Annotated in this window: 15 protein-coding genes; 9 read left to right on the top strand and 6 right to left on the bottom strand. The window is 55.5% G+C overall.

What is annotated here, in order from left to right; genetic code table 11:
- Positions 1-134: 134 nt before the first annotated feature.
- Positions 135-1,835 carry a TolC family protein gene (locus NB063_RS04960; protein ID WP_250927640.1) on the bottom strand — a complete coding sequence of 567 codons (1,701 nt, stop codon included), beginning with the start codon at positions 1,833-1,835 and terminating at the stop codon, positions 135-137.
- A 133-nt stretch (positions 1,836-1,968) separates the two neighbouring features.
- Here NB063_RS04960 and NB063_RS04955 point away from each other — a divergent pair, with 133 nt between their 5' ends.
- The 5 genes from NB063_RS04955 (at position 1,969) to NB063_RS04935 (ending at position 10,478) form a co-directional block, all read left to right on the top strand.
- Positions 1,969-2,481 carry a hypothetical protein gene (locus NB063_RS04955; RefSeq protein WP_250927639.1) on the top strand — a complete coding sequence of 171 codons (513 nt, stop codon included), beginning with the start codon at positions 1,969-1,971 and terminating at the stop codon, positions 2,479-2,481.
- A 475-nt stretch (positions 2,482-2,956) separates the two neighbouring features.
- Positions 2,957-4,954, top strand: coding sequence for an efflux RND transporter periplasmic adaptor subunit (locus NB063_RS04950; RefSeq protein WP_250927671.1), 1,998 nt, complete (start codon positions 2,957-2,959; stop codon positions 4,952-4,954).
- A 13-nt stretch (positions 4,955-4,967) separates the two neighbouring features.
- Positions 4,968-5,510, top strand: coding sequence for a four helix bundle protein (locus tag NB063_RS04945; RefSeq protein ID WP_250927638.1), 543 nt, complete (start codon positions 4,968-4,970; stop codon positions 5,508-5,510).
- Positions 5,503-9,204, top strand: a complete 3,702-nt coding sequence (locus NB063_RS04940; RefSeq protein ID WP_250927637.1) for an efflux RND transporter permease subunit — start codon at positions 5,503-5,505, stop codon at positions 9,202-9,204. Before NB063_RS04945 ends, NB063_RS04940 begins: the two co-directional genes overlap by 8 nt.
- 131 nt (positions 9,205-9,335) lie before the next feature.
- A complete protein-coding gene (locus NB063_RS04935) occupies positions 9,336-10,478 on the top strand; it encodes a hypothetical protein (protein ID WP_250927636.1) in 1,143 nt (380 codons plus the stop codon).
- Positions 10,479-10,685: 207 nt separating this feature from the next.
- Here the strand turns inward: NB063_RS04935 and NB063_RS04930 are convergent, their stop codons facing one another.
- The 4 genes from NB063_RS04930 to NB063_RS04915 all read right to left on the bottom strand — a co-directional run bounded on the left by NB063_RS04930 (position 10,686) and on the right by NB063_RS04915 (position 16,750).
- Entirely contained in the window at positions 10,686-10,964 is a 279-nt protein-coding gene (locus NB063_RS04930) for a metal-sensitive transcriptional regulator (RefSeq protein ID WP_250927635.1), read from the bottom strand.
- 86 nt (positions 10,965-11,050) lie between these two features.
- Entirely contained in the window at positions 11,051-12,517 is a 1,467-nt protein-coding gene (locus NB063_RS04925) for a copper oxidase (RefSeq protein ID WP_250927634.1), read from the bottom strand.
- Between the two features lie 96 nt (positions 12,518-12,613).
- Positions 12,614-14,137 carry a TolC family protein gene (locus tag NB063_RS04920; RefSeq protein WP_250927633.1) on the bottom strand — a complete coding sequence of 508 codons (1,524 nt, stop codon included), beginning with the start codon at positions 14,135-14,137 and terminating at the stop codon, positions 12,614-12,616.
- Positions 14,138-14,302: 165 nt separating this feature from the next.
- A complete protein-coding gene (locus tag NB063_RS04915; RefSeq protein WP_250927632.1) occupies positions 14,303-16,750 on the bottom strand; it encodes a heavy metal translocating P-type ATPase in 2,448 nt (815 codons plus the stop codon).
- Between the two features lie 121 nt (positions 16,751-16,871).
- Here NB063_RS04915 and NB063_RS04910 point away from each other — a divergent pair, with 121 nt between their 5' ends.
- From NB063_RS04910 to NB063_RS04895, 4 genes are all read left to right on the top strand, one after another.
- Positions 16,872-17,204, top strand: a complete 333-nt coding sequence (locus NB063_RS04910) for a four-helix bundle copper-binding protein (RefSeq protein ID WP_250927631.1) — start codon at positions 16,872-16,874, stop codon at positions 17,202-17,204.
- A gap of 251 nt (positions 17,205-17,455) precedes the next feature.
- Positions 17,456-18,100 (top strand): sigma-70 family RNA polymerase sigma factor, encoded by a 645-nt coding sequence (locus NB063_RS04905; protein ID WP_407652540.1) that lies wholly within the window; start codon positions 17,456-17,458, stop codon positions 18,098-18,100.
- 5 nt (positions 18,101-18,105) lie between these two features.
- On the top strand, positions 18,106-20,901 hold the full coding sequence (locus NB063_RS04900; protein WP_250927630.1) for a serine/threonine-protein kinase: 2,796 nt from the start codon (positions 18,106-18,108) through the stop codon (positions 20,899-20,901).
- Positions 20,902-21,055: 154 nt separating this feature from the next.
- Positions 21,056-22,393 (top strand): hypothetical protein, encoded by a 1,338-nt coding sequence (locus tag NB063_RS04895; protein WP_250927629.1) that lies wholly within the window; start codon positions 21,056-21,058, stop codon positions 22,391-22,393.
- A gap of 11 nt (positions 22,394-22,404) precedes the next feature.
- Here the strand turns inward: NB063_RS04895 and NB063_RS04890 are convergent, their stop codons facing one another.
- Positions 22,405-23,349 (bottom strand): AraC family transcriptional regulator, encoded by a 945-nt coding sequence (locus NB063_RS04890; RefSeq protein WP_250927628.1) that lies wholly within the window; start codon positions 23,347-23,349, stop codon positions 22,405-22,407.
- Positions 23,350-23,564 lie beyond the last annotated feature (215 nt).

Below are 23,564 nucleotides of genomic sequence, written 5' to 3'. Positions count from 1 at the left end.
AGATTTTTCACGTCGCTCGGGCTCTCCGAGCGTCGAGTTCATTACTGCGGGATTTCCATAGTAGCGGAACGGCGCGAGCCGTCCGGTAACGCGAGCCGTCCGGTCTCACCACCATTTTTAATGCTGATAAAACACTAGTAAGCACAACCTACGGTTCGGTCGAGCTGCGCGATCGTTCCGGCAAGCGTGGCGTCGATGCGTGCGAGTTGCGTTTCGAACATCAACAGTTCGCGGTAGGTTTCGATCAGCGTGAAGAAGTCGGCGCGTTTGCCACGGTAATCGGCGATAGTGAGCTTGAGTGTGGTTTCCGTTCTTGGGATGATTCGATTTTCGTAGATGTCGCGTTGTTCGTTGAGTGCGTCGGCTTGCGCGATCAAACGACGGATCTTGCCGTAGAGTTCGTCCCGTTCGGCTTCGAGTCGACGTGTCGTGCTGCTGGTGCGATGAGCGGCTTCGCGAATCCCGGCATTGATTTTGTCGCGCCAAATCGGCAGCGTCGTCCCGAAGCTGATGCTGACGTTATCGTGGCCGTTGGCGACAGGGCTGATCGCTTTGTAATCGTCGCTTACCAATCCCCAGTGCACTCCGACACTGAAGTCGGGGTATTTCTGCAAACAGGCGAGACGTTGTTTGTCTCGGTCACGCTGGATTTCCCACGCGAGCCCGCGGAGTTTCGGATTGCATTGTTCGGCCATTGCGATCAATGATTCGATTTGAACGGCCGTGTCGGTGATGCCGAGGTCGTCGGACGTTTCGGGGAGCAAGTCGACAGGCTGTTGCAGTAGTGTGGCGAGGTCAGCTTGCGCGACTTGTTTTTGTCTGCGAAGCGTGATGAGTTGTTCGTCCAGTCGATCGGTTTCGAGCTGCGCGCGTAGCACGTCTTGTTGCGTACCGCCGCTGCGGTATCTCGCTTCGGCGACATCGGTTAGATCCACGACGAGAGCTTTGGTTTCTTCAATGATCTGGATTGCTCGGGTCGCGAACCAAACTTCGTAATATGCCAAACGCACCGACTCGGTAATCTCGCGAGTGATCGCGTCGACTTCCGCTTGGGCGATTTGAACTTCGCGGCTTGCGATGGTCGCTTTCGTTTTGAGCTTCTGTGGAAACGGCACAGGCTGGCTAATCGACATTTGGTGGCCGATGCGACCCGCGGCGGTTTGCAACGCTTGATCTTGAAATGGCCAGAACGTGTTGTTGAGTGTCGGGTCCGGTAGAGCTTTGGCTTGCGGGATTACGTTGGACGCTGCCGCGACACGGTGCTGTGCGGCCAAGATTTTTGGATGCCGAGTGATAGCGATGTTGATGAAGGAAGTGAGCTGGGAGTCGGGAGTTGGGGGTTGGGAGACTTTAGTGAGTACAGCGTTGCTATGTACGTCGTCGTTTCCATTGCTTTTGGCATCCGTGCCTGCTTGATGCTCCCAACTCGCAGCTTCTGGATCACCACTTTCTTCATTTATTTCCCCATCTATCTGAGTCCCAATCTCACTTTCGGGAGTTGGTGCGGCGAGTTGCAGGAAGTCTCCGAAACTTTGTGTCGATTCCTCATCATTCGCTGTCGCCAGGATGGGGGGCGAGTCAACAAGGGCTTCGTCGGTGTAGTCTGTTCGCTTGATTTGCGGGGATTCTGGATGGTCGAGGATTTGTTGCCAGTCGACGTCGTTTGGTGCTGCTGGGTCAGGAGCGGTTGTGGCGGTTGGCGAAGTTTTGACGGTGTTTGACGTGATCTGGGCTCCGTGCTGGGTCGCGCAGCCGCCCGCAGATGTGGCCACCAGGGTGACCAAAATCAAGCATTTCGCTTTTTCGAATTCGGACGTTCGAGATAGCCAATTCATGGCGAAGCGGTCCTAGTCGGTTACAATGAAGCTGTCAAAGTTTGCCTAACCGGTTGATTCGTATTGAACAAATCGGCTAGATTTCCGATATAGCTGGTATACCTTGTATGGGTATCCTTTTCGGAAGGTCACAGTGAGCAACTCCCTCTCAATTCGCATTGCCGTCAATCTTTGTCTGATCGCTGTAATGGTGATTCAGCCGATGGCGATTGCTGTTGCGCAAACGCCCTGTGCCCAAGCGTCCTGCTTCCAAGAGGACACGGTTTGTCACGCCTGCAAGTGCTGTGAAGTCAAAACAGCCGGTCAGCTTTGTGGATGCTGTCGTGGTAAAGTCGAAACGACCGAGGACACCTCCCACAGTTGTTGCCGCAAGTCGAAGTCCCCCGAGCCCGAAGTGGTCGAAGACGCGGGAACGACTCCTGTACTGCGTGTTTGCACCTGTGGGATCCGCTCCGAACCAGTCGCCCCAGCACCTATTCGTGTTCCCGTTCCGCAAGTTCGCGACTTGGAAGTAGTCGCCTATTTGGATCACGTTGGCTTGGACGAGTCGGAGCTCAATCGTCCATACGACGTGACGTCACGCCTGCCGATTGGCGATCTCGCACCGCATTTCTCACAGCGGTTTCTTTGCGTCTGGCGCATTTAGCGTCGTCTCGTTAGGAGAACTGCGCGCTCGCAGTTTCTCGAATCAAGAATGGTTTTCGAGCGATTGATGCTGCGCGCTCATTCGGAATGAAGCCTTTCAACGACGCGGTCCCAGTGCGGGTTCTATTGCGTCACTCAACAAAACAATCGGTCATAGCCAAGAGGCAATTTGGCTGATTGGTAATGCGTTCTTGAGGGCGAATTGCTGATCGGTCGCCTCAGGGGCGGATGCGTGTGGAAGGAACCACGGTGTCTGGCCAGTACATGTAGCGAGAACGACGATGAGTCCCGAAGAACAACAACCAGATGAACCTGAACGCGAAGTCACGAACGACGTCGTGCAGACTGGGGATATGAGTGTGGGATCAAGGGACAGTGAGAGTGTCGGAGATGATCCTTCGGTCGGCTCCCAATCTCCCCATCTCCCAAACTCCCCTGCATCGTCCAGCGGAACGAAGTGGCTTCTGCGGACTTGCGTGAACGCGGCAGTTGTTGTGGTCGTCGCAGGCTTGATCTTCGCCTTGTTGGGATTGGCTCAACGAACGTCATGGTTGACCGCGGATGGTTTCTCGGGCGAGAGCGGCGACGGGGTCGTGAATTCGGTCAGTGACGAAGGCAAGCGATATATCTGTCCGATGATGTGCACGCCGCCATCGACGCAGCCTGGTCGCTGCCCGGTTTGCGGGATGGAGTTGGTCGAAGCGACGGGTGGCGGAGGTGGTGATGGTATCTCCGTCTCCATTGACCCCGTGGCTCGTCGGCTGGTCGGAATCCAAACCGCTGTGTCTCAGTTGGGCGAAGTCAATCGCACGATCCGCACCATCGGCTCGATCGATTTCGATGAAAGCCAGCTGTCGACTATCAGTGCATACGTCGACGGGCGATTGGAAAAGATGTACGCGGACTACGCCGGTGTGAAGGTCAGCGAAGGAGACGACTTGGCGTTGATCTACAGTCCACAGCTATACACCGCTCAGGCCGAATTCATCACCAGCATGAACCAAGGTGGCAAGATCGGTCGCTTTCAGTTCGACAACGGCGACCTGAACTCGATGGCTCGCGAGAACTTGACGGAACTCGGGATGACCGAATCGCAGATCAACGCCCTCGCTCAATCGGGAAAGCCGATGTCTCGCATTCGAATCAAGTCACCGCAGAGCGGAACGGTGATCGAGAAGGCGGCCGTCGAGGGCGACTATGTCAAAACGGGACAAAAACTCTACCGCGTCGCGGATCTGAGCAGTGTTTGGTTGATGCTGGATCTGTTTCCCGATGACGCTTCGGCAGTTCGATTTGGCCAACAGGTCGAAGCCGAGATCCAGTCGATGCGGGGTGAGGTTTTTACCGGTCGGGTCGCATTCATTGACCCGACGGTCAATCCAACGACGCGAACAGTTCGTGTTCGCGTGGAAATCATGAACTTCGATGGAAAGCTGCGACCGGGCGACTATGCCACCGCGCGAGTCACCGTGCCGGCGATCCCGCAAGACAAGGTTTACGATCCGGCGTTGGCAAACAAGTACATCAGCCCGATGCACCCGCAAGTCATCCGCGACGATCCGGGAACTTGTCCACTGTGCGACATGCAACTCGTGCCGACCTCGCAGCTCGGGTTCGCATCCGAGCCATTGCCGAAACAGCAGGTCGTGACGGTACCGCGTGATGCCGTCTTGTTAGCCGGTGACAGCAGTGTTTTGTATGTCGAAACAGACCCAGGCCGCTTCGAGATTCGCCGGGTCACGGTCGGGCCGATGAATCGTGAGCATGCGGTGATCGTTGAAGGTTTAGCCGCAGGTGAAACCGTCGCAACGGGAGGAAACTTCTTGATCGATTCGCAGATGCAGCTTGCAGGAAATCCGTCATTGATGGACCCCGGAAAAGCACCGAGTTATTCACCGGGACCGCTGGAGCTTCCTAAATCGAAGCCCGTGATGCTAGTGGATACGGCAGGTGAAATGTTCGACCAAACCTATGCCGCGTATTTCGAAATCCATCGAGCATTGGCGAACGACCAAACCCCATCCCCGGTATCGCTCAATGCGCTGATCGCTGGTCTGCGACAACTCGAGACGGAACCCGGCGTGCCGGACGACGCGCAAAGAAAATTTGCCACTGCCCGCCGCGCGGCTTTGCGAATGGACGGATCTCTGACAAGGGCACGCGAAGCTTACCGCGACGTCAGTCAAGCGTTACTGCGAGCATCCACGGTCGTTCGCGGACCACGGACCGCAACGAGTCTCTACCACATGTACTGCCCCATGGTCCCAGGAGGCGGCGGAGATTGGATGCAAGCGGATAAGGAATTGAGGAACCCATATTGGGGCAGTGAGATGTTGGAGTGTGGGGAGGTAGTGGGGGAGTTGGGAGTTGGGAGTTGGGAGTTGGGAGTTGGGAGTTGGGAGTTGGGAGTTGGGAGATGGGAGATGGGAGATGGGAGATGGGAGATGCTATGTTTCTTGGTTCTGATCGGTTAAGTGGAGAAGTCAAATGAAAGAACGCATTAGCGGGCATCGAGATTTGATCGTCTATCAAAAGTCGTTTGCTGCTGGGAAGCGAATATTTGAGTTGTCGCAATTATTTCCTCGTGAAGAGATGTATTCGCTGACCGACCAAGTACGCCGTTCGTCTCGGAGTGTGAGTGCCAACATTGCCGAGGCATGGCGAAAACGCCGGTACGAAAAGCACTTTTGTAGCACGCTCAATGTTGCCGAGTCGGAGGCTGCAGAAACGCAAGTTTGGTTGGAGTATGCGGCAGCCCATGGCTATCTAGACCAGGAGACTTTTGAATCTGCCAGCAAGTATTACGACGAAATCCTGCGATTGATTGTTGCGATGATTCATGGTTCGTCTAAATGGTGTGTCGATTTCAACGAGCAGAAAAAGAAAGCTGGAGAGTCGGGAGTGGGGGAGTCAGGAGTTGAGTATGTAGTCCATAGCGACAGCCCAGAACTCGATCAGCAACATCTCCTTGCTCAATTCCTCCTTCTCCCAGCTCCCAGCTCCCAGCTCCCACCTAAAGCTAATGCTTAACCTTCTCATTCGATTTTGTGTGAAAGAACCTTGGCTCGTTGTGTTGATGACGATCGGGCTGAGCGTTGCTGGTTGGGTTAGCTTTCGAGCGATCCCGATCGATGCGATTCCTAACGTTGGTGAGAATCAAGTCATCGTGTTGACGCCGTGGCCGGGGCGTTCACCGAAAGACATCGAAGATCAAGTCACCTACCCGCTGAGTGTATCGTTGCTGGCCGTGCCAGGGGCTGAGTCGGTGCGTGGCAAGAGCATGTTCGGCTACAGCTTTGTGCAGGTGACGTTCAAAGATGAAATCGACTTCTATTGGGCACGGAGCCGTGTGTCCGAACAGCTAGGATCGGCTGCTTCGCAATTGCCTGATGGCGTCGTGCCGCAGCTCGGACCGGATGCGACGGGGCTAGGTCAGATCTACTACTACACGTTAATTCCGCCACAGCTTCGCGCGGGGCACGGACCGGATGAGGGGATGGGGTTGGCCGAACTGCGCAGCCTGCAAGACTTCGTTGTGAAGTATGAATTGCAAGCCGTCGAAGGTGTCAGCGAAGTGGCTTCGATCGGCGGCTATGTTCGTCAGTACCAAATTGAAGTCGACCCAGATCGGCTACGATTCCACAACGTGACGCTGGATAAGTTGGCGATGGCGATCCAAGGATCCAACGTCGACGTGGGCGCGAAGACGGTTGAGACGACTGGCATGGAATTCATTGTGCGAAGCAAGGGGTTTCTGGGCAGTGACGGCGACAAAAACAAAACGATCGAAGACATCGAAAACACCGTGATCTTGCAGCGAGATGGGGTGCCGGTGCGAGTACGTGACGTCGCCGGTGTGCAACTCGGCCCCGATTTTCGGCGGGGCGCGTTGGATTACAACGGTGTCGAAGCGGTCGGTGGCGTCGTGGTAATGCGATACGGCGAGAATCCTCGCGTGGTAATCGAACGTGTCAAAGCCAAAATCGCTGCTATCACGCCATCGCTACAAGGCGTGACGATCCACGGCGTTTATGACCGCAGTGGGTTGATAGATGAAACAATGGCGACGCTGACGCATGCACTTCGCGACGAAATTATTATCACGGCGATCATTATTCTGCTGTTTTTATTGCATATCCGCAGCAGCTTCGTTGTCGCGATTTGTTTGCCTGCCGCTGTGTTGATGTCATTCATCGCAATGCGGGTCGTCGGTGTTGGAGCGAACATCATGTCGCTCGCCGGTATCGCGATCGCGATCGGAACGATGGTCGATATGGCGATCATTGTTTCGGAAAACGTCTATCAACATCTTGCAGATTGGGAGAAGGGAGCGGGGAGCCGGGATAAGCAAGTTGGGAGCTGGGAGAAACAAGTTGGGAGCTGGGAGCTGGGAGTAGGGGAGTCGAAGGAACCGATTCTCTCCCAACTCCCAGCTCCCAACTCCCGCACTGCCCCCAGTTCCCTCACTCGTTCCCAAGTCGTCTACGAAGCCACCATCGAAGTTGCTCCCGCTGTCGTTACGGCGGTTGCGACAACGATCGTGAGCTTCCTGCCTGTGTTCTTTCTTACGGGCCGCGACTACAAGCTGTTTTCGCCGCTTGCCTATACCAAGACGTTTGCCATCGCGACGGCCATGATCACGGCGGTGACGATCGTGCCGGCGCTTTGCCGTTTGATGCTGAGGAGTAACGTCCGTCGCAAGTCGACGGCGCTGGTTGCTGCTTTGTCATTTTCTGGTTTACTCGGCGCGGCCTCACACTTCCTGTGGGGATCGCGAATTGCCGAACGGTTCGAGTTGCCGGTTTGGGTTGTGACCGCGTTTGCCGCGGTGCTCGGTTTCGTGATCGGTTGGCAATTGATGCGGGAACGTATTCGACCGATTGAAGAAATTCCGTCGAGCCGGTTTGTGCGTTGGATCTACGCCGCTCGATTGCGCCACGCGTTGAACCACAAAATGTTCGCGTTGTCGTTTCCCGCCGGATTGTTGTTGCTCGGATACGGTGCCTGGATCGGCATGCCGACAGTACTGCGACCGGTTGAGAAATTTGCGAGCGTCTTTGGTGCGGACCTGAACGAGTTTCCCGGCTACGTGGACGCGAAGCATGTGTTTACCGGCTTGCAAAGTGATGACTGGATCGCGTTGGACGAAGGAAGTTGGTTTTATATGCCGACCCTCTATCCGGCCGCGAGTTTCTCTCAAGCGATGCAGGTATTGCAGACGCAAGACGTTTTGATCGGACAGATTCCAGAAGTCAAAGACGTGTTGGGCAAAATCGGACGCGTTGAATCAGCTTTGGATCCGGCGCCCGCGGCGATGGTCGAAACCTACGTGATGCTGAAGCCCGAAAGCGAGTGGCGTGAAGGCGTGACCGCTCGCGATATCTGGGACGAAATCAATCAAGTGGCAACTTTGCCGGGCGTGACTCCTGCTTCGGCGCTACAGCCGATCGAGGGGCGAGTCGTGATGTTGCAATCGGGAATCAAGGCACCGATGGCGATCCGCATCTATGGCAACGAACTCGATGAGCTTGCCGACGCGGCAATGGATGTGGCGGTGGAACTGAAGAAGTCACCGTTGGTCAACGCGGGGACAGTCAATCCTGACATCGTGCTCGGTAAACCGTACGTCGAATTCACCGTCGACCGCGAAGCCGCATCGCGGTACGGACTCAACGCTTCGGAGGTCAACCAAGTCATTGAAACTGCACTGGGTGGCATGAACTTGATCAAGACCGTCGAGGGGCGAGAGCGTTATCCCGTGCGATTGCGATACAACCGTGATCTACGCGAGCAGATCGCCGGACTGAAACGTTTGCCAGTTGTCACGCATAGTGGCGCAGTCGTGCCGCTCGAAGAACTCGCCAAGCTGGAGACGACGTGGGGACCGGGCGCGATCAATAGTGAGAATGGCCGATTGGTCGCACACGTCGCGTTCATGACCAGCGGTGTGAAAGGGGATTTGGAGTCGATCGAAGCCATTGAACGGCAGCTTAGACAAGCTCAATCGGGAGAACCCAACTCCTCCACTCCCAACTCCCCCACTTTAAATCTTCCGGCCGGCTATTCGCTCGAGGCCGTCGGCAGCTTCCGAAATCAGATCGAAGCAAATCAACGATTGATGTGGATCATTCCGTTAGTCATCTGCATCAACTTGCTGTTGATCTACCTGGAGTTTCGTAATTTCCCGATCTCGCTTGCGGTGTTTTCAGGGATTCCAGTTGCGTTCGCGGGCGGCATGATCGCGGTCGCGACGATGGGCGTTGAACTCAACACCGCCGTTTGGGTTGGCTTTATCGCATTATTCGGTTTGGCCGTCGACGATGGTGTGGTGATGGCGACGTACATCCATCAACTGATGAAAAAGCGAGAGATCACTTCGATCGGTGACATCCGAAGCACGGTTTATGAAGCCGGATTGAAACGCATCCGGCCATGCATGATGACGACGGTAACCACGTTGGCGGCGTTGGTGCCTGTTCTGATCGCAACCGGACGCGGAGCCGATGTCGCACGAGCGATGGCGATTCCCGTCTTCGGCGGAATGCTCGCTGAACCGTTCAGCTCATTCATCGTCCCAACGCTGTACTGCGGTTATCTCGAACTCAAGATGCGTTTTGGTTTTCAAGACGAGCTTTTCCAAGAGGAAGAGAGAGGGGGAGCTGGGAGTGGGGGAGCTGGGAGAGAGGGAGTTGGGAGAGAGGGAGTTGGGAGCGATAGGCAATGAATCCAGCTCCCAGCTCCCAGCTCCCAGCTCCCAGCTCCCAGCTCCCAGCTCCCAGCTCCCAGCTCAAAACAGTGTCACTCATCCAATACCAACCACCTAACCAATCCACACCTTTTCCAACGGAGTTACCAATGAAACGTTATCTACTCTCAATCGCCTGCACGCTCGCCCTCTCGGTGTCGACGGTGGTCGCCCAAACGGCACACGATCATGCGGTGCCGGGCATGAACAAGACACAACCGGCGGTGGCGGTCGGTCCCAATCACGGCAGTATCAAATCAATGGGCGAGCTGCAGATTGAAACAGTCGTTTCACAAGCCGGCATTCAGCTTTTTGTCTATGACCGTACCGGTAAAGCGGTTGCGGTCGATCAAGGTCGCGGAGCGATTTCGGTTCGTGTGGAAGGAAACGCGAAACGCTATCGCTACAACCTATTGCCAGATGGCAAAGGATCTTTGACTACGCCGGTCAATCTTTCGCAACTCGCCGGCCGGCAAGTCGAGATGGACGTGCGTCTCGTCGGTATTGCCTCATCGGGTGGCGATACGGTTGCATTTACCGAAGTCGCAACGGTGCCGTTGAGCGAGACTCAACTGGCTGCAGCGGCCATCGCACGGCAAAAGATTTGTCCCGTCAGTGGTAAGCCGCTCGGCAGCATGGGTGATCCGGTCGCCGTCGACGTCAATGGTCAAACGGTCTACTTGTGCTGTGCTGGCTGCGTCAACGCGGTGAAATCGAATCCTGCGAAGTATGCGGCTGGACGTCCGCAGATTACGGTCACGACGGCAACGACAGCGGACGCGGCGGCGATCGCAAAGCAGAAGGTATGCCCGGTGATGGACGAACCGCTCGGTGGAATGGGGACACCAATCAAAGTCATGGTTGGCGACAAACCGATCTTTCTGTGTTGCAAGGGATGCATCAAGAAAGTGCAAGCCGAACCGGCAAAGTATCTGAAAATGGTATATGGCACTGAAGAGATGGGCAGTGCGGGAGTCGGGAGTGGGGGAAATTTCGTTTCCGCTGGGACTGAGGCAGTTCGAGAGGGCGTATTCAAAGTTTCTGCTGCCGACGCCCCTTTCATTGCTGCCCAAAAGATGTGCCCCGTCATGGATGAACCTCTCGCCGGCATGGGCGGCCCTTACAAGGTTAACGCGGCAGGCAAAGCGATCTACATCTGTTGCCCAGGTTGCGCCAAGAAGATTGCGGCTGACCCGGAGAAGTATTTGGCTGTCTTGCAATCACAAGGAGTCGAAGCTCCGGTCATTAAGTAGGGGAGCTGGGAGCTGGGAGCTGGGAGCTGGGAGCTGGGAGTGAGGGAGCAAATCGTTTTCCCGACTCCCGACTCCCGACTCCCAACTCCCAACTCCCAACTTGTCTTCGCGGGGGTGGTGTCGCGGCTGATTCACGCTTGTGTTGACGTCACCACGCCACCCCTGCCTTTTTGCCACCTCGGCGTTTTTACCCGCGGGGCGATTTTTCTACTCGGAGTATTTGCGAAAGACTTTCATCAGCTCTTCGATCTTTTCGGACCGTTGCTGCGGATCGCCGCTTTGGATCGCTTCGCTGACGCAGGATTGGATGTGTTGTTCCAACACGATCTGACCCACCTTGCTGAGTGCTCCCGTAGCGGCCGATAGCTGCATCAAAATATCGACGCAGTATTCTTCGTTGTCGATCATACGGCCGACCGCTTCGACTTGTCCGATGACACGTCGAAGTCGGTTGTTCAGCTTTTTCTTCTCGTCGTCTGAGAGCATTTCTATCCAGCTTGGTTTTCCCTTCGATCCGGGGGAGGCCCAGAAGAATCCCATTGTAGCTGGAAATGCAAATATTCGGCATCCCGTTACATCTTCATCCCCGACATGTTGTGCATGGGGGCCCTTTCGTAGGCGTTGGGATCGCCGAAACGTCGCACAATTTCAGCGAATACGCTGCCCTTCTCAATCGGTTCGTCGGTTTCCATCACCTTGTGATAAAGGTCTTCAGGGAGCACTCGCAGAGCGGTCATGAGCCCCATGATCGACATCGGCCAAGTCGCACGCATCCCTTGGACCTCGCGACGATCCCAGATCTTTTTCATCATCGCATCCGACATGTTCATGCTCTTCATTTCCTGTGGATACCCAGGCGTGTTGAAACCGGGATCGTCTCGTGACGCATCGACAGGGGGGCGGTTATGGATATTAGCTAGATACTTGTCCACCGAAGCGTTTTGGCGAATGCGTGGGCCGACCTGCCGCGTCATGTGGTTCATCATGTGGTGAACCATGTGGCAATGGAACATCCAGTCGCCGGGGTTGTTGGCGATGAATTCGAAATCGGAGGCTTGAGCGATCCCGATCAGCTCGGTGTTGCGAGGAATCCAGGCGGACTTGGGGATGCGAGCACCCTCATGCCCCGTCACCCAGAATGTGTGCCCGTGCAAGTGAACCGGATGATGTTGCATGGGAGAAAAGTCCATGATCCGAACTCGAACACGCTCGCCGTGCTTGACCACCAGCGGCGTCGTGTACGGACCGCTGCGTCCGTTGATCGTGTGCCAATTCCAATCCATCCGCCAACTATCCGCGATGGTTTGTTGGGGTTCGATGAAAAAGTTTTGGAAGATCAATCCGAAGTCACGATCAACTGGTGGGGCGAAGACCTTTTTCGGATGTACGATGAACCAACCCACGCTACCAAACGCTTCCTGCATCGGGACGTGTGAGTGGTAGAAGAATGTTCCCTCTTCGTGGACATCAAACTCATAGACAAACGACTTGCCGGGTTCAATCGGATTTTGAGTGAGCGTTTCGCTGCCATCGTATTGGACCGGCATCTCGAAGCCGTGCCAGTGAGTCGTGGTCGCTTCGGGCGATTCATTGGTGACGATGATGCGAACCCGATCACCCTGATTCACCTCGATCGTCGGCCCCGGCATACTCCCGTTGAAGCCATAAACGTTCATCTTGTAGCCCGGTAAGAATTCACGTTCGACCGCCATCGGTACGAGGTGAAACTCTTTTGCACCCCGTACCATTTTCCAGGGCAACTTCTCAAGATCAGGAGCAACAAACGGAGCCGGTCCGTCAGCGGCACTCCGAAAGCCAGGGACTAATTTGCCAAGGTAGTAGTCTGAATCGGGATCATTACCCCGGCTCGGTTTGAAGCGTGAAAAGCCGTCGTAGTCGGTGTCAGCATGTTGGGGCGTATGCGTTGCGGCGTTTTCCTGTGCAGACGCGTCCGTACGAAGTGCATTGGTGATCGCACCGGTGAATGCAGCGATCGAACTGGCTTTCAGGAAGTTGCGTCGCTTTTCTGGATTGGACATAGCAGTTATCTCTTTCGTCTCGTGTGTTGTGTCTCAGCCAATGGGACGCCTGGCTACTTCTCACGGAAACCTATACTCCTCATCTCCATCTTCTTCCTAGCGAGGCTTCGGCACCGCATCGATGTGGCCGGGCGGCGTCGGGCCGGGAGCTGCGGACAAGCCGTCTTGTAGCATGTAACCACGAACGAGCACCTCATTGACGCGAACCTCTTCGAGTTGTTGCACCCGCGTCAGTCGTGCGTCGAAGTACTCCATCTGGGCATCCAACACCGACGGCCAATCCACACGGTTTGCCTTGTAGCTGTCTAGCAATTCCCGGTAAGCCAATTCGGATTCGGGGACGATCACGCGTTCGTATTCGGTGGCGATTTGAAGTGCAGTCAGGTATCGCTGATACAAGTTTGCCATTTTTTGCTGCAACATCAGTTCCGTTCTCCGGATTTCTTCCTGTTGCCTGCAATAGTCCAACTGAGCCTGACGAATCGTTCCCTGGTTGCGGTCAAAAACAGGCAGCTCGATAGAGACGTTGGCGGACGCAACTGTTTCGTTGGCGTCGAAGTTATAGCCCGCTCCACCCTCGGCAACGATGTCTGGAATCCACTCCACCTGCTCGCGCCGCAGCGTGGTCTGGTCAGCCGCTAGTTTGGCACGTGCGGCAGCGAGTTCGGGGCTTTCGGCGAGCACCATGGATATCGCTTCTTGGTAGGAAATCGGGGGCCCTTGCGGCATCAGATCGCCCGACACCATTCCATCGGTCAGGTCAACTCCAACGAACGCAACGAGCTGGCGAAAGCTTTCGCGATAATGATTCTCTGCAGACAAAACGTCTAAACGCGAACGTTGTAGCTTGATGTTCGATCGGTGAACTTCCACGCGATTGGCTTGGCCTTGGTTGTAAAGTTCGCGAGCGGTAACAGCGGAATCCTCGGCGGACTTGAGCAGTTCTTTTCGAAGCTCAACGATCTCTTTCGCCGCGAGAGTTTGATAGAAGTGGATGCGTACGTCATTGCAGACGCGAAACTGTTGCGCCATCGCCAGGTGTTCGGACACGTGAGCGCGACGCATGTACTTTTCGCGACTCAATCGTAATTTTCCCGCGGTCACAATACGTTGTCTGAGTGTCATCCCCTGGAATTCGCCTGGCGAGTCTTTATCGTCTTCGGTATCGACTCCAATTTGTTCGCCGACGTAGTTTAGAACCGGGTTGGGATACAGTCCGGCTTGCAATGCTTTGGCCGTTTGTGCAGAGATCTGCAATCGTGATTGGCGAATCGTAGGATTGTGCTGAGCCGCGAGAGTTAGGAAGTCTTCGAGGTTGTAGCTTTGAACCTGATCATAAGCCGTGTATCCCTCTGAAATGATTTGGCCGTCAACATAGATCGGAGCGGGCGCGGACGGAAAGTCGGTACCGTCGAGTCTTACGTCAGGAAAAAGTGCCCCACTCGGGTCGAGTTGGTCGAGTCCATAGGGCGCCTCCGGTACGGGCGGTGGTGGAGTGAACCGGTGCCCGGTCGCTGAATGCATGCCGCCCGTGTGCGGCATTTGTGCCTGGACGGTCGCAGAAAGGATTCCGATCGTCGATGCGACGAACAGTCCGGACTTTAATAAAAAAGATTGCACTAAAATCACTCCCTCGATCTACGCAGCAGCCTTTGGAACTACTTTGAAAATCGGCAAGATACCTGCGCAGGGTATACCAAAATCGAACACTTGCCGCGACTTATCGAGATGCGTTCGGGTTCTGCGGGAGGTTTGACAGCGCTGGTCGAAAACCGACCAGATTGACTACGCTAGCTTGGCCGCCCGCAATCTCAACGCATTTGCGATCACGGACACACTGCTAAAACTCATTGCGGCCGCGGCGATCATCGGGCTGAGCAAGACGCCGAAGAACGGGTAGAGCAACCCAGCGGCAACGGGAATGCCCAACGCGTTGTAGATGAACGCAAAGAACAGGTTCTGGCGAATGTTGCTCATCGTCTTGCGACTCAGGTTGCTCGCCGCCGCGACGCCGCGCAGGTCGCCGCCGACGAGGGTCACGCCAGCGGATTCAATGGCGACGCCGGTGCCGGTTCCCATGGCGATCCCGACATTGGCTTCGGCGAGAGCGGGGGCGTCGTTGATTCCGTCACCGCACATCGCGACCGTCTTGCCGGACTCTTTCAGCTTGCGAACGAAGTCATGTTTGTCTTCGGGCGACACCCCAGCATGAAATTCATCGATGCCGAGTTTCGCCGCGACGGCTTTCGCAGTCGGCTCGGCGTCGCCGGTAAGCATCACGACTTTCAAACCGAGTTCATGGAGTGTCTTGAGTGCTGCTGGGGTGCTGTCTTTAATCGGATCCGAAATCGCCAAGATCGCTGCGAGTGAATGATCAATCGCCACAAACACGACGGTCGCACCTTCGGCTTGATGCGAGCCTGCTTTCTCGCGGCCCGCATCAATTCCGGTGATGTCCTGTTCGGCCAGCAACTCTGCCTTGCCGATTAAGACGCCGTGTTCGTTTACTATGCCGCGAACGCCACCACCCGTGGTGCTGGTGAAATCGGTAGCTTCGGCAAGTGTCAATTTATCTGCCTTGGCGCGGCGAACGACAGCTTGCGCGAGTGGATGTTCGCTTTGAGTTTCGACGGCGGCGGCTAGCGTTAACACATCGCTTTCGCTCCATTGCCCAAACGTCTCGATCGTGGTGACCTCGGGACGACCTTGCGTCAACGTACCGGTCTTATCGACGACGATCGTGTCGACCTTTTCCATTACCTCGAGAACTTCGGCGTTTTTAATGAGCACGCCTTCTTTTGCCCCACGTCCAACGCCGACCATGACCGACATCGGCGTCGCCAGTCCCAGTGCACATGGGCAGGCGATGATCAGAACGGCGACGGCCGCCACAAACGCGTGAGCTAGCTGGGGTTCGGGCCCAAACATCGCCCAACCGATGAACGCGACAATCGAGCAAACGATGACCGCTGGCACGAAGTAGCGTGCGACCACGTCAGCCAACTTTTGAATCGGTGCACGGCTGCGCTGCGCATCAGCTACCATTTGCACGATCCGGCTCAAGACGGTGTCGCCCCCAACGCCTACAGCTTCCATCACGAGTGCACCGGTTTGGTTCAGTGTTCCGCCGGTAATGTCGTCACCTTCGGACTTTTCAACCGGGATCGGTTCGCCAGTCAACATGGATTCGTCAATGCTGCTCGATCCGCTGACCACGCGACCATCAACAGGCACTTTCTCACCGGGCCGGACCCGCAGTCGGTCGCCTTTGTGAACGGCGTCCAAGCCGACCTCTTCTTCGCCGTCCTCCGTGATCCGTGTGGCAGTTTCGGGAGTGAGCTGCATCAATTCGCGGATTGCTCCGCCGGTTTGTTGACGTGCGCGAAGTTCTAAGACTTGACCCAGCAACACCAACGTGATGATCACGGCTGAGGCTTCGAAGTACAACGGCGGCATACCGTTTTCGAAAAACGCGGCAGGGATCAGACCGGGTAACAGCACCACGACCAAGCTGAATAGATACGCGGCCAACGTTCCCACTGCGATCAGCGAGAACATATTGAGGTTCATCGACCGAAAGGATTTGGCTCCGCGGACTAATAACGGCCATCCACACCAAAGCACAATTGGGGTGGCAAGAACCAGTTGCAGCCAGCCCATCGTGGTGCCCGATATCCAATCATGAACGGGCAAGCCCACCATCGGTCCCATCGCGATCAGCAGGAGTGGAACTGACAACGCCGTACCGATCCAAAACCGGCGTTTCATATCGGTGTATTGTTCGTCGTCGCCCTCGTCCGCCGCATTGACGAACTTGGGTTCCAAATCCATTCCACAAATCGGACAATCACCGGGGCCGACCTGCTCGATCTCGGGGTGCATCGGGCAGGTATAGATCGCGGTGGAGGAAGAAGTTGATGTGTTGGGAGATAGCGAGACGAGAGAGGATGGGGCCTGATTGCGCGGTTTGGTTGACGATCCACCACAGCAAGAGTGTTTGGTATTTTGCGTGCTCTGCTTCTCTCCCGCATTCCCAGACTCTCCCGCAGTCTTTGCTGCTTGCTTGGCGGCAAACGTGGCCAAAACGCCAGCAGGATCTGCTTCAAATTTCTTTTGGCAGCCCGCACTGCAGAAATAATACGACTGGCCCTCGTGTTCACTGTGGCGTGATTCGGCCAGATCAACGGTCATTCCGCAGACCGGATCGGTGGCAGTGGTTTGGGTAGAGGCCATGGGAATTCCTTCGCTGTCAGTTTGGCAATGTCCAATATACCCCAGGATGGTATGCAAGTTGCATTCCCAAATCGATGCGGCAACGGGGCCGCGACAAACCTTCCAATAAGGAGAAAAACGAATGAGTACTGCAACCGCATCCAAACAGGAGTGCATTCAAAATTGCCAAGAGTGTCAAACGACCTGCGCTAATAAGCTGACCAGTCATTGTCTCGTTGAAGGTGGCAAACATGTCGAACAAACGCACGTGAAATTAATGCTCGACTGCATCGCTGCGTGCAGCGCGTGCGTCGATTTCATGAGCCGCAACAGCGATCATCATGCCCAGTACTGCCAAGCCTGTGCTGAAATCTGCAAAGCGTGTGCAGACAGTTGTGAAAAGGTTGGCGGAATGGACGAATGCGTCGAATGTTGCCGCAAATGCCACGAAAGCTGTTCGGCGATGGCCGCGTAAACAACGCCGCCAGCGTGCTTTCTGGCATCGATCGAATGCTAGGTTCCGGTCGCGACCTCCTCACCCTCACACGATCGGGTGGATTGGACGGTTGAGGCCGGTTTTTTTGTGCGCGTTTCGGACGGGTGAGTCCCGTTTGCATCGTTTCGATCTGCTGCTCGGTTGATCCAATGCCACTTTCCGCCGAAACTAAGCGAAGGGGCGGGGGTTTAAGTAGATTCTATTGACGTTCGTGATGGATCGAGACGACAGTGGCCGGCAGCTCAGACACATCGAATCAATCGCAGTCGCCTGTTCAGGAATTACTGAAAAAGGCGCGGGATGAAGGATCGCATTCACTCGGAGAATTGTTGCAGTTGTATCGCAACTATTTAACCGTGTTGGCGACAACGCAGCTCGACAGTCGGTTACGGCGGCGGATGAACCCATCGGATCTGGTCCAAGAGACGATGTTGGGGGCCCATCGCGATTTCGCCTCGTTTCGCGGGGGCAGCGAACAGGAACTGTTGGCTTGGCTGCGGCAGATTTTGGTGAATTGCCTTCGCACGGCGATCGACACGCATTTTCACGCACAGAAACGCGACATGCGGCGTGAGATTTCTATCGAGGGGGTCAGTCAAGCGTTGGATAACAGCGCCGCTAATTTCGTGAACGTGTTGGCCGATCGTGGACCTTCACCGAGCGAACCGATGCGTCGTCGCGAGCGTGCTGTTGAGTTAGCCAACCAGCTTGCGAAACTCAGGCCACAATATCGCGATGTGATCGTGCTGCGCAATTTACAGGGGCTGTCGTTTGACGAAATCGCCTCGCGACTCGACCGGAAACCCGGCACGGTGCGGATGCTGTGGTTGCGCGCGATGGATAAGTTCAAAGAGTCTTATGAGGCAGATTCTTGAACGAGATGGATTTCTCTTCGATCTCGGATTTAAGTATCGAGCCGGCAACGACGGGTGGGTTGTCGTTGCAGCAGAAACAACGACTCACGTTTTTGCTCGATCAATATCTGATTGCCCTCGAGTCCGGTGCTCCGCCTTCGATCGACGATCTTGCGATTGAAGACCCCGATCTAGTCGCACCTCTGCGGTCGTACATCACAGGATTGGAAGACCTGCATCACATCGCGGCGGGCTTTGTTCCTCAAGGCCAAGTGGATAATGCGGAGGCGAGTGAAACGTCCGAAAAAATACTCGGTGATTTTCGGTTGCTCGAAGAAATCGGCCGGGGCGGAATGGGCGTGGTATATCGAGCCCAGCAAATCTCGCTCGGTCGAATCGTGGCGATCAAGTTGCTGCCTTTTGCATCGGTATTGGATGCGCGACAGATCGCGCGTTTCAATAACGAGGCTCAAGCTGCTGCGCAATTGCACCATCCCAACATCGTCCCGGTTTACACGGTCGGTTCGGTTCGCGGCGTCCACTACTACGCGATGCAGTTCATTGATGGTCAGTCATTTGATGAAGTCATTGCAAATCAGAATGAACGCGGTTCGTTGCCCGAGATCAACGATGTCGTTGCGGTCGGCATACAGATCGCAGACGCACTTCACGTGGCGCATCAATTCGGCGTGATTCATCGCGATATCAAACCGTCCAACGTGATGCTCGATCGGGATGGAAAGGTGTGGGTGACCGATTTCGGATTGGCCCGTTGCCAGTCCGATGCAACACTGACGAAGACAGGTGATATTGTTGGAACGATGCGGTACATGAGTCCTGAGCAGGCTCGTGGTGAATCCGCCATCGTCGACGGGCGAACCGATGTTTATTCGCTCGGTGCGACTTTGTACGAAATGCTGTGTTTGCAACCGGCGTTTGATGGTGGCGACGCACCAGCCATTCTGAGGCACGTCGACGAGCGAAACGCTCCGCTTTTGCGTACGGTACGGCCTGACGTACCCCGTGATTTGGAAACGGTCATCGCCAAAGCGATGGCCAAAACCCGCGATGGAAGATACGACACCGCAGCGGATTTCGCCGTCGATTTACGGCATGTGCTCGCCGGCGAACCAACGATCGCGCGACCGCCAACGTTGGTGGATCGTTTGTCTCAATGGGCCGTTCGGCATCGACGGATCGTCACTCTGACGCTCGCCGTGATCGTGGTCGCGCTAATCGGTTTGTCGGTCAGCAACGCTCTCATTTCGGCGGCAAAACGAGAGTCGGACATGAACGCGATGCGGGCGGCCAACAGCGACAGACTCTCTCGCGCGGCGGTGGATCGTTTGGGTGCGCAGATGGCGGAACTGCTCGCCGACGTTCCCGGTGCCGATTCGGTACGGCGTCAATTGCTGCAGGAAACGCTTGCCTACTATGAAGACTTTGCCAACCAAGCCAGCGACGATCCAGGTTTGATGCATGACCTTGCGATCACGTACGGAAAGATCGGATCGATCCAAAGCGAAGTCGGCTCGATGGATGAAGCGGTTGCGTCTTTGGAAAGATCGCGGCAGTTATTCGAGAGGCGACTCGCCGCTGATCCATCGGATCGAACGCGGCAGCACGAATTGGCTACGGGTGAAAACAATCTCGCATTGGCATTGGAACAAGCAGGACGATACGAGGCGGCGATGAGTCGATATCTGTCGGCAATCGAACGTGAAGAAAAATTGATTGCCGATGATCCGAGCGACATCGACGCGACGTTGAGTCTGTCGTTATCGCTGAACAATCTCGGTTTGCTGTTGGGGAAGGCCAAACAGTTTGAGCAAGCCGAATCGGTGTATCGCCGAAGTATTGAGTTGGCAGAGTCAATCGATGAGGAGAGTCGGACGCCGACGTTGGAGCATCAGTTGGCATCCGCGTATCAGAATCTCTCGGGCTTGTTGATGAAAAGCGATCCATCGCGAGCGGTTCACTATGCTCAGACGGCACTTCAAAATCAGATGAAGGATTTGAGTGCGGATCCGAGTAATCCGAAAACAGCGAGCAGGGTCGCGCTAACGTTAAACAGTCTTGGCGCCGCCCAATCGGAGGCGGGTGACATGGATGCGTCGATCGATTCGTATCAACAAGCCATCAGCCTCCAGTCTCAGCTGCTTGATCGATGGCCGGACCAATTGTCGTATCAACGCGATATCGCTGTGACGCAAAACAATTATGGGATGGCGTTGGTCAATCGCAAGCGTTTTGACGAAGCCCGTGATGCGTTCAAGCAATCGTTGGCGTTTCAAATTTCGCTCGCGGACTTGTTTACCAGCGACGCTGATTTGCAGAGCACGTTGGGAGGCGTGTACAACAATTTGGGCTTCGTGCAGGAACAGCTCGGTGAAGCTGAAAACGCGATGGGGTCCTATCGATCGGCGGTTATACATCAGTCACTCGCCCACAACGCCGCGCCGGAAGTTCCACAGTACCGAGAGTTCCTGAGCAAACACTACTTCAACCACGCAAAATTGCTCAGTCAGGCCGGTCGGGTTTCCGAGGCGATTGACAAGGCGATGCAGCGACGAGCCCTGTGGGAGGGAAATGGGGAGCGGTTGGCTGGCGTGGTGGATGAATTGCTTGCAATTGCCGAGCGAATTCCCGCGGGCGGATCGTCCGATGCGAGTCATGCTGATATGCGAGCTGACTGTCTTGAGTCTGCCAAGGAAACGCTGCAAATGGCCATCGATGCGGGCTTCGATCCTCCAGAAGAGTTGCTCGATCGTCCAGTGTACGAGTCATTGCGTTCACCGTTTCGGCTGGACCGAAAGAAGTGAATTAAACTAAGATCAGCGTCCAGGATATTTTCCATCGAAGGTTTTTCGATTCCGTCAACGATTGCAGATTTTGAACAGACGAAATCAACGCAACAGGAATTCGCACAAGCTCCAACGCGTCTTGCGTCCCGAGCCTTTGGAAACTCGCGCACTGATGTCAGCGGACTTTCTGGCGATGCCAGACTTCGGGCATGACATCCAGCAGCCCCCGGCGGTTCATGACACCCTGGAGACGGCTGTGCCTCGTTTGTCGGATGACTCGATCACCGAACGCGTTCCCAACGCACGCCCGGTAGATTTCGGCAGTTCGGACATTCGGGGGCGATTGGTCGTCGAGTTCTCGGAATCACGTTCGGACGTGGTTCCAAGGCTTCGGGTCGGGGTGCTTAGCCGATCCGATCGTCCGATCTCGAAACCAGCGTCGTTCACGCGAGGTGACCTCTCCCGTGATCGTGCTGATAAGCCGGCATGGGAGAAGGTTGCAACGATTCGTTTGTCGGAAATCAAAGGAATCGATGGTCGAGAATCTAAGGATCGAAACGTGCTGGATGGGGTCACGCAGGACCGTGCTCCCATTGAGGGAGACCCGTTTGATCCGTTGACCGCGAACCATATCCCGATTCGTCTCGTTTCCTTGTCTGATCTCGGTCTGACATTGCCAGGCCTGACTCAGCGTGGTTCGGATGGTCGAAATCCGATCGGTGGTGGCGCTCAATGGGAAGCTGTGTTGGCGACGACGAGCCTGAGTTCCTGGGACACAGCCAGTTCAACGTCGGCCGATGATTTGCTCGAACGGGCAATTAGCACCATCGCTCGCGACCATGCTCAAGCGAGTGTCACGTCAGCGGCGTCAATACCGAGCCAATCAGGGCGTGCGTTTTCGATGAGTCTTCAAGCTGGCAATCAAGAGAGGTCGGATGCGGCTTCCCTGCTATCGCCTCCGTTGAATGAAGGCGGGATGATCGAGATTGAATCTCTGCGTGGTGCCGACGCTCCCATCGTCACTCCTGCTGAATCCGAAGATGAAGAGTGGCGGATTGAACGATCCACAATTGAACGATTGACGGAGACGGCTCAGGCCGACGTGGATGCCGATATCGCGGAAGCGTCCTCGAATTCCATCATCGATGAATCGGGAAACGGAGGGTTGATTGCGATCTCGCTGGGTGCGTTGCCGCGATCGGCGACTGCGTCTCATGGTCAGCCGATTGATGTCCAGCTCGATCCGAGCATTGGGCACTTTCGCAGTTTTCAATTGGCTGCGTCGCCGGGTCACGATCGTGAATCACTCACTCCAGTCGACTTCTTAGCCATGGCTCGAAGTGGACTTGAGGCAGAAAGTGAAGGTGTTGGCACCGTGCAGCCGGTTGGCCTGTCTTCGGTTGCGTATGCCGGCGTTGTCTTTGTGAGCGGTGTCGTGTTGACGGTGGAGTTGCGTGGTCGCAAGTCAGACGATTCGATCGAGCAGGGTGACGATCAAATCGATTCGTAATCTCCGAGCGATCAACCGTTCTTGTTTTCGCTGGCGCCTCTTCGGTACTCAGCTGGTGATTTGCCGTACCAGCGTTTGAACGCGTTGCTGAACGACGACGGCGATTCGTAGCCTACTAAGGTCGCGATATTGGCAATCTCAATGGGACTTTCTCGCAGGAGTTCGCAAGCGTTCTGCATGCGAATCTCGGTCAGGTATTGCAACGGTGGCGTGCCGACCAAATTGCGAAAACGTTCCGAGAAAGCAGACTTCGAAACATTCGCCATCTTTGCCATTTTGGGAACGGTCCACGGTGCACCCAAAGATTGCACGAGTTCCTTCAGCACGGGCCCTACAGTGGCATCGGTCACGGCGTGTTTGAGGTGATTGGTGCCACGATTGTCGTTTGAGCCGTGTGTGAGCTCAACGGATAGCGTCTTAATGAAGATCAGTTCAGCAAGTTTACGCACCGTCAGTTGCCAACCGTATTCAGCTTCTCGTTTCACGCCGGACAGCAAGTCAAGAAGCGGGACGCATGAGCGGAGTTCGGATTCAGCGCGATGATTTAAATGAACAATCTCGGGCAGGCCGATCGAGAGGGGGTTCTGTTTCAATTCACGCAACGAGAACTGCGCGTAGAGCATGGCCGTGGATTCGGTACCGGCGGGCACATGCCATGTCGGGTCGCTCATCCGTTCGGCAACCGGTTCGGCGGCACAATCGAGGCTGTGCAGCATGCGGTGGGCGGTCCCCCGGGTAGTGATCAAATGATCGCCCGCTCGCACGCGAATCGGTTCTGCCCCGGGGGCATCGGGAACGAACCAGCCACCACCCTGGGTGAAGACGTACATGCTGACCACGTCATCGGGAACTTGCAGTCCCCAGTGAGCAGGAAACGTCCATTCGACCGCGTTCCATTGTGGAAGATAGAGTTTTTCCAGTAGCTCGGCGATCGGATCGGGGTGAAAGAGACTCATGGAATGATGAGATCTCGCAGTCGATTTCACTTGGGGCTGCGGGAGTGGTTGCATCTCTGCCAAGTGGAGCGACGATGTGGAGTCAATGCTGATCACGTGGATACACCTTGGATTGCGACTGAAACTCGAGAAGCGAAAAGAATTTTTGTCAGAGATACGAGAAGAGCTCCGGATGAACTTGCATCAGACTGATGCAACACCGGACGTCGCCCTAA

Source organism: Aporhodopirellula aestuarii, from assembly GCF_023701485.1.
Lineage (GTDB): Bacteria > Planctomycetota > Planctomycetia > Pirellulales > Pirellulaceae > Rhodopirellula > Rhodopirellula aestuarii.
Note: the sequence above shows the minus strand (reverse complement) of the source record. Positions and strands in the feature narration are given on the sequence as shown.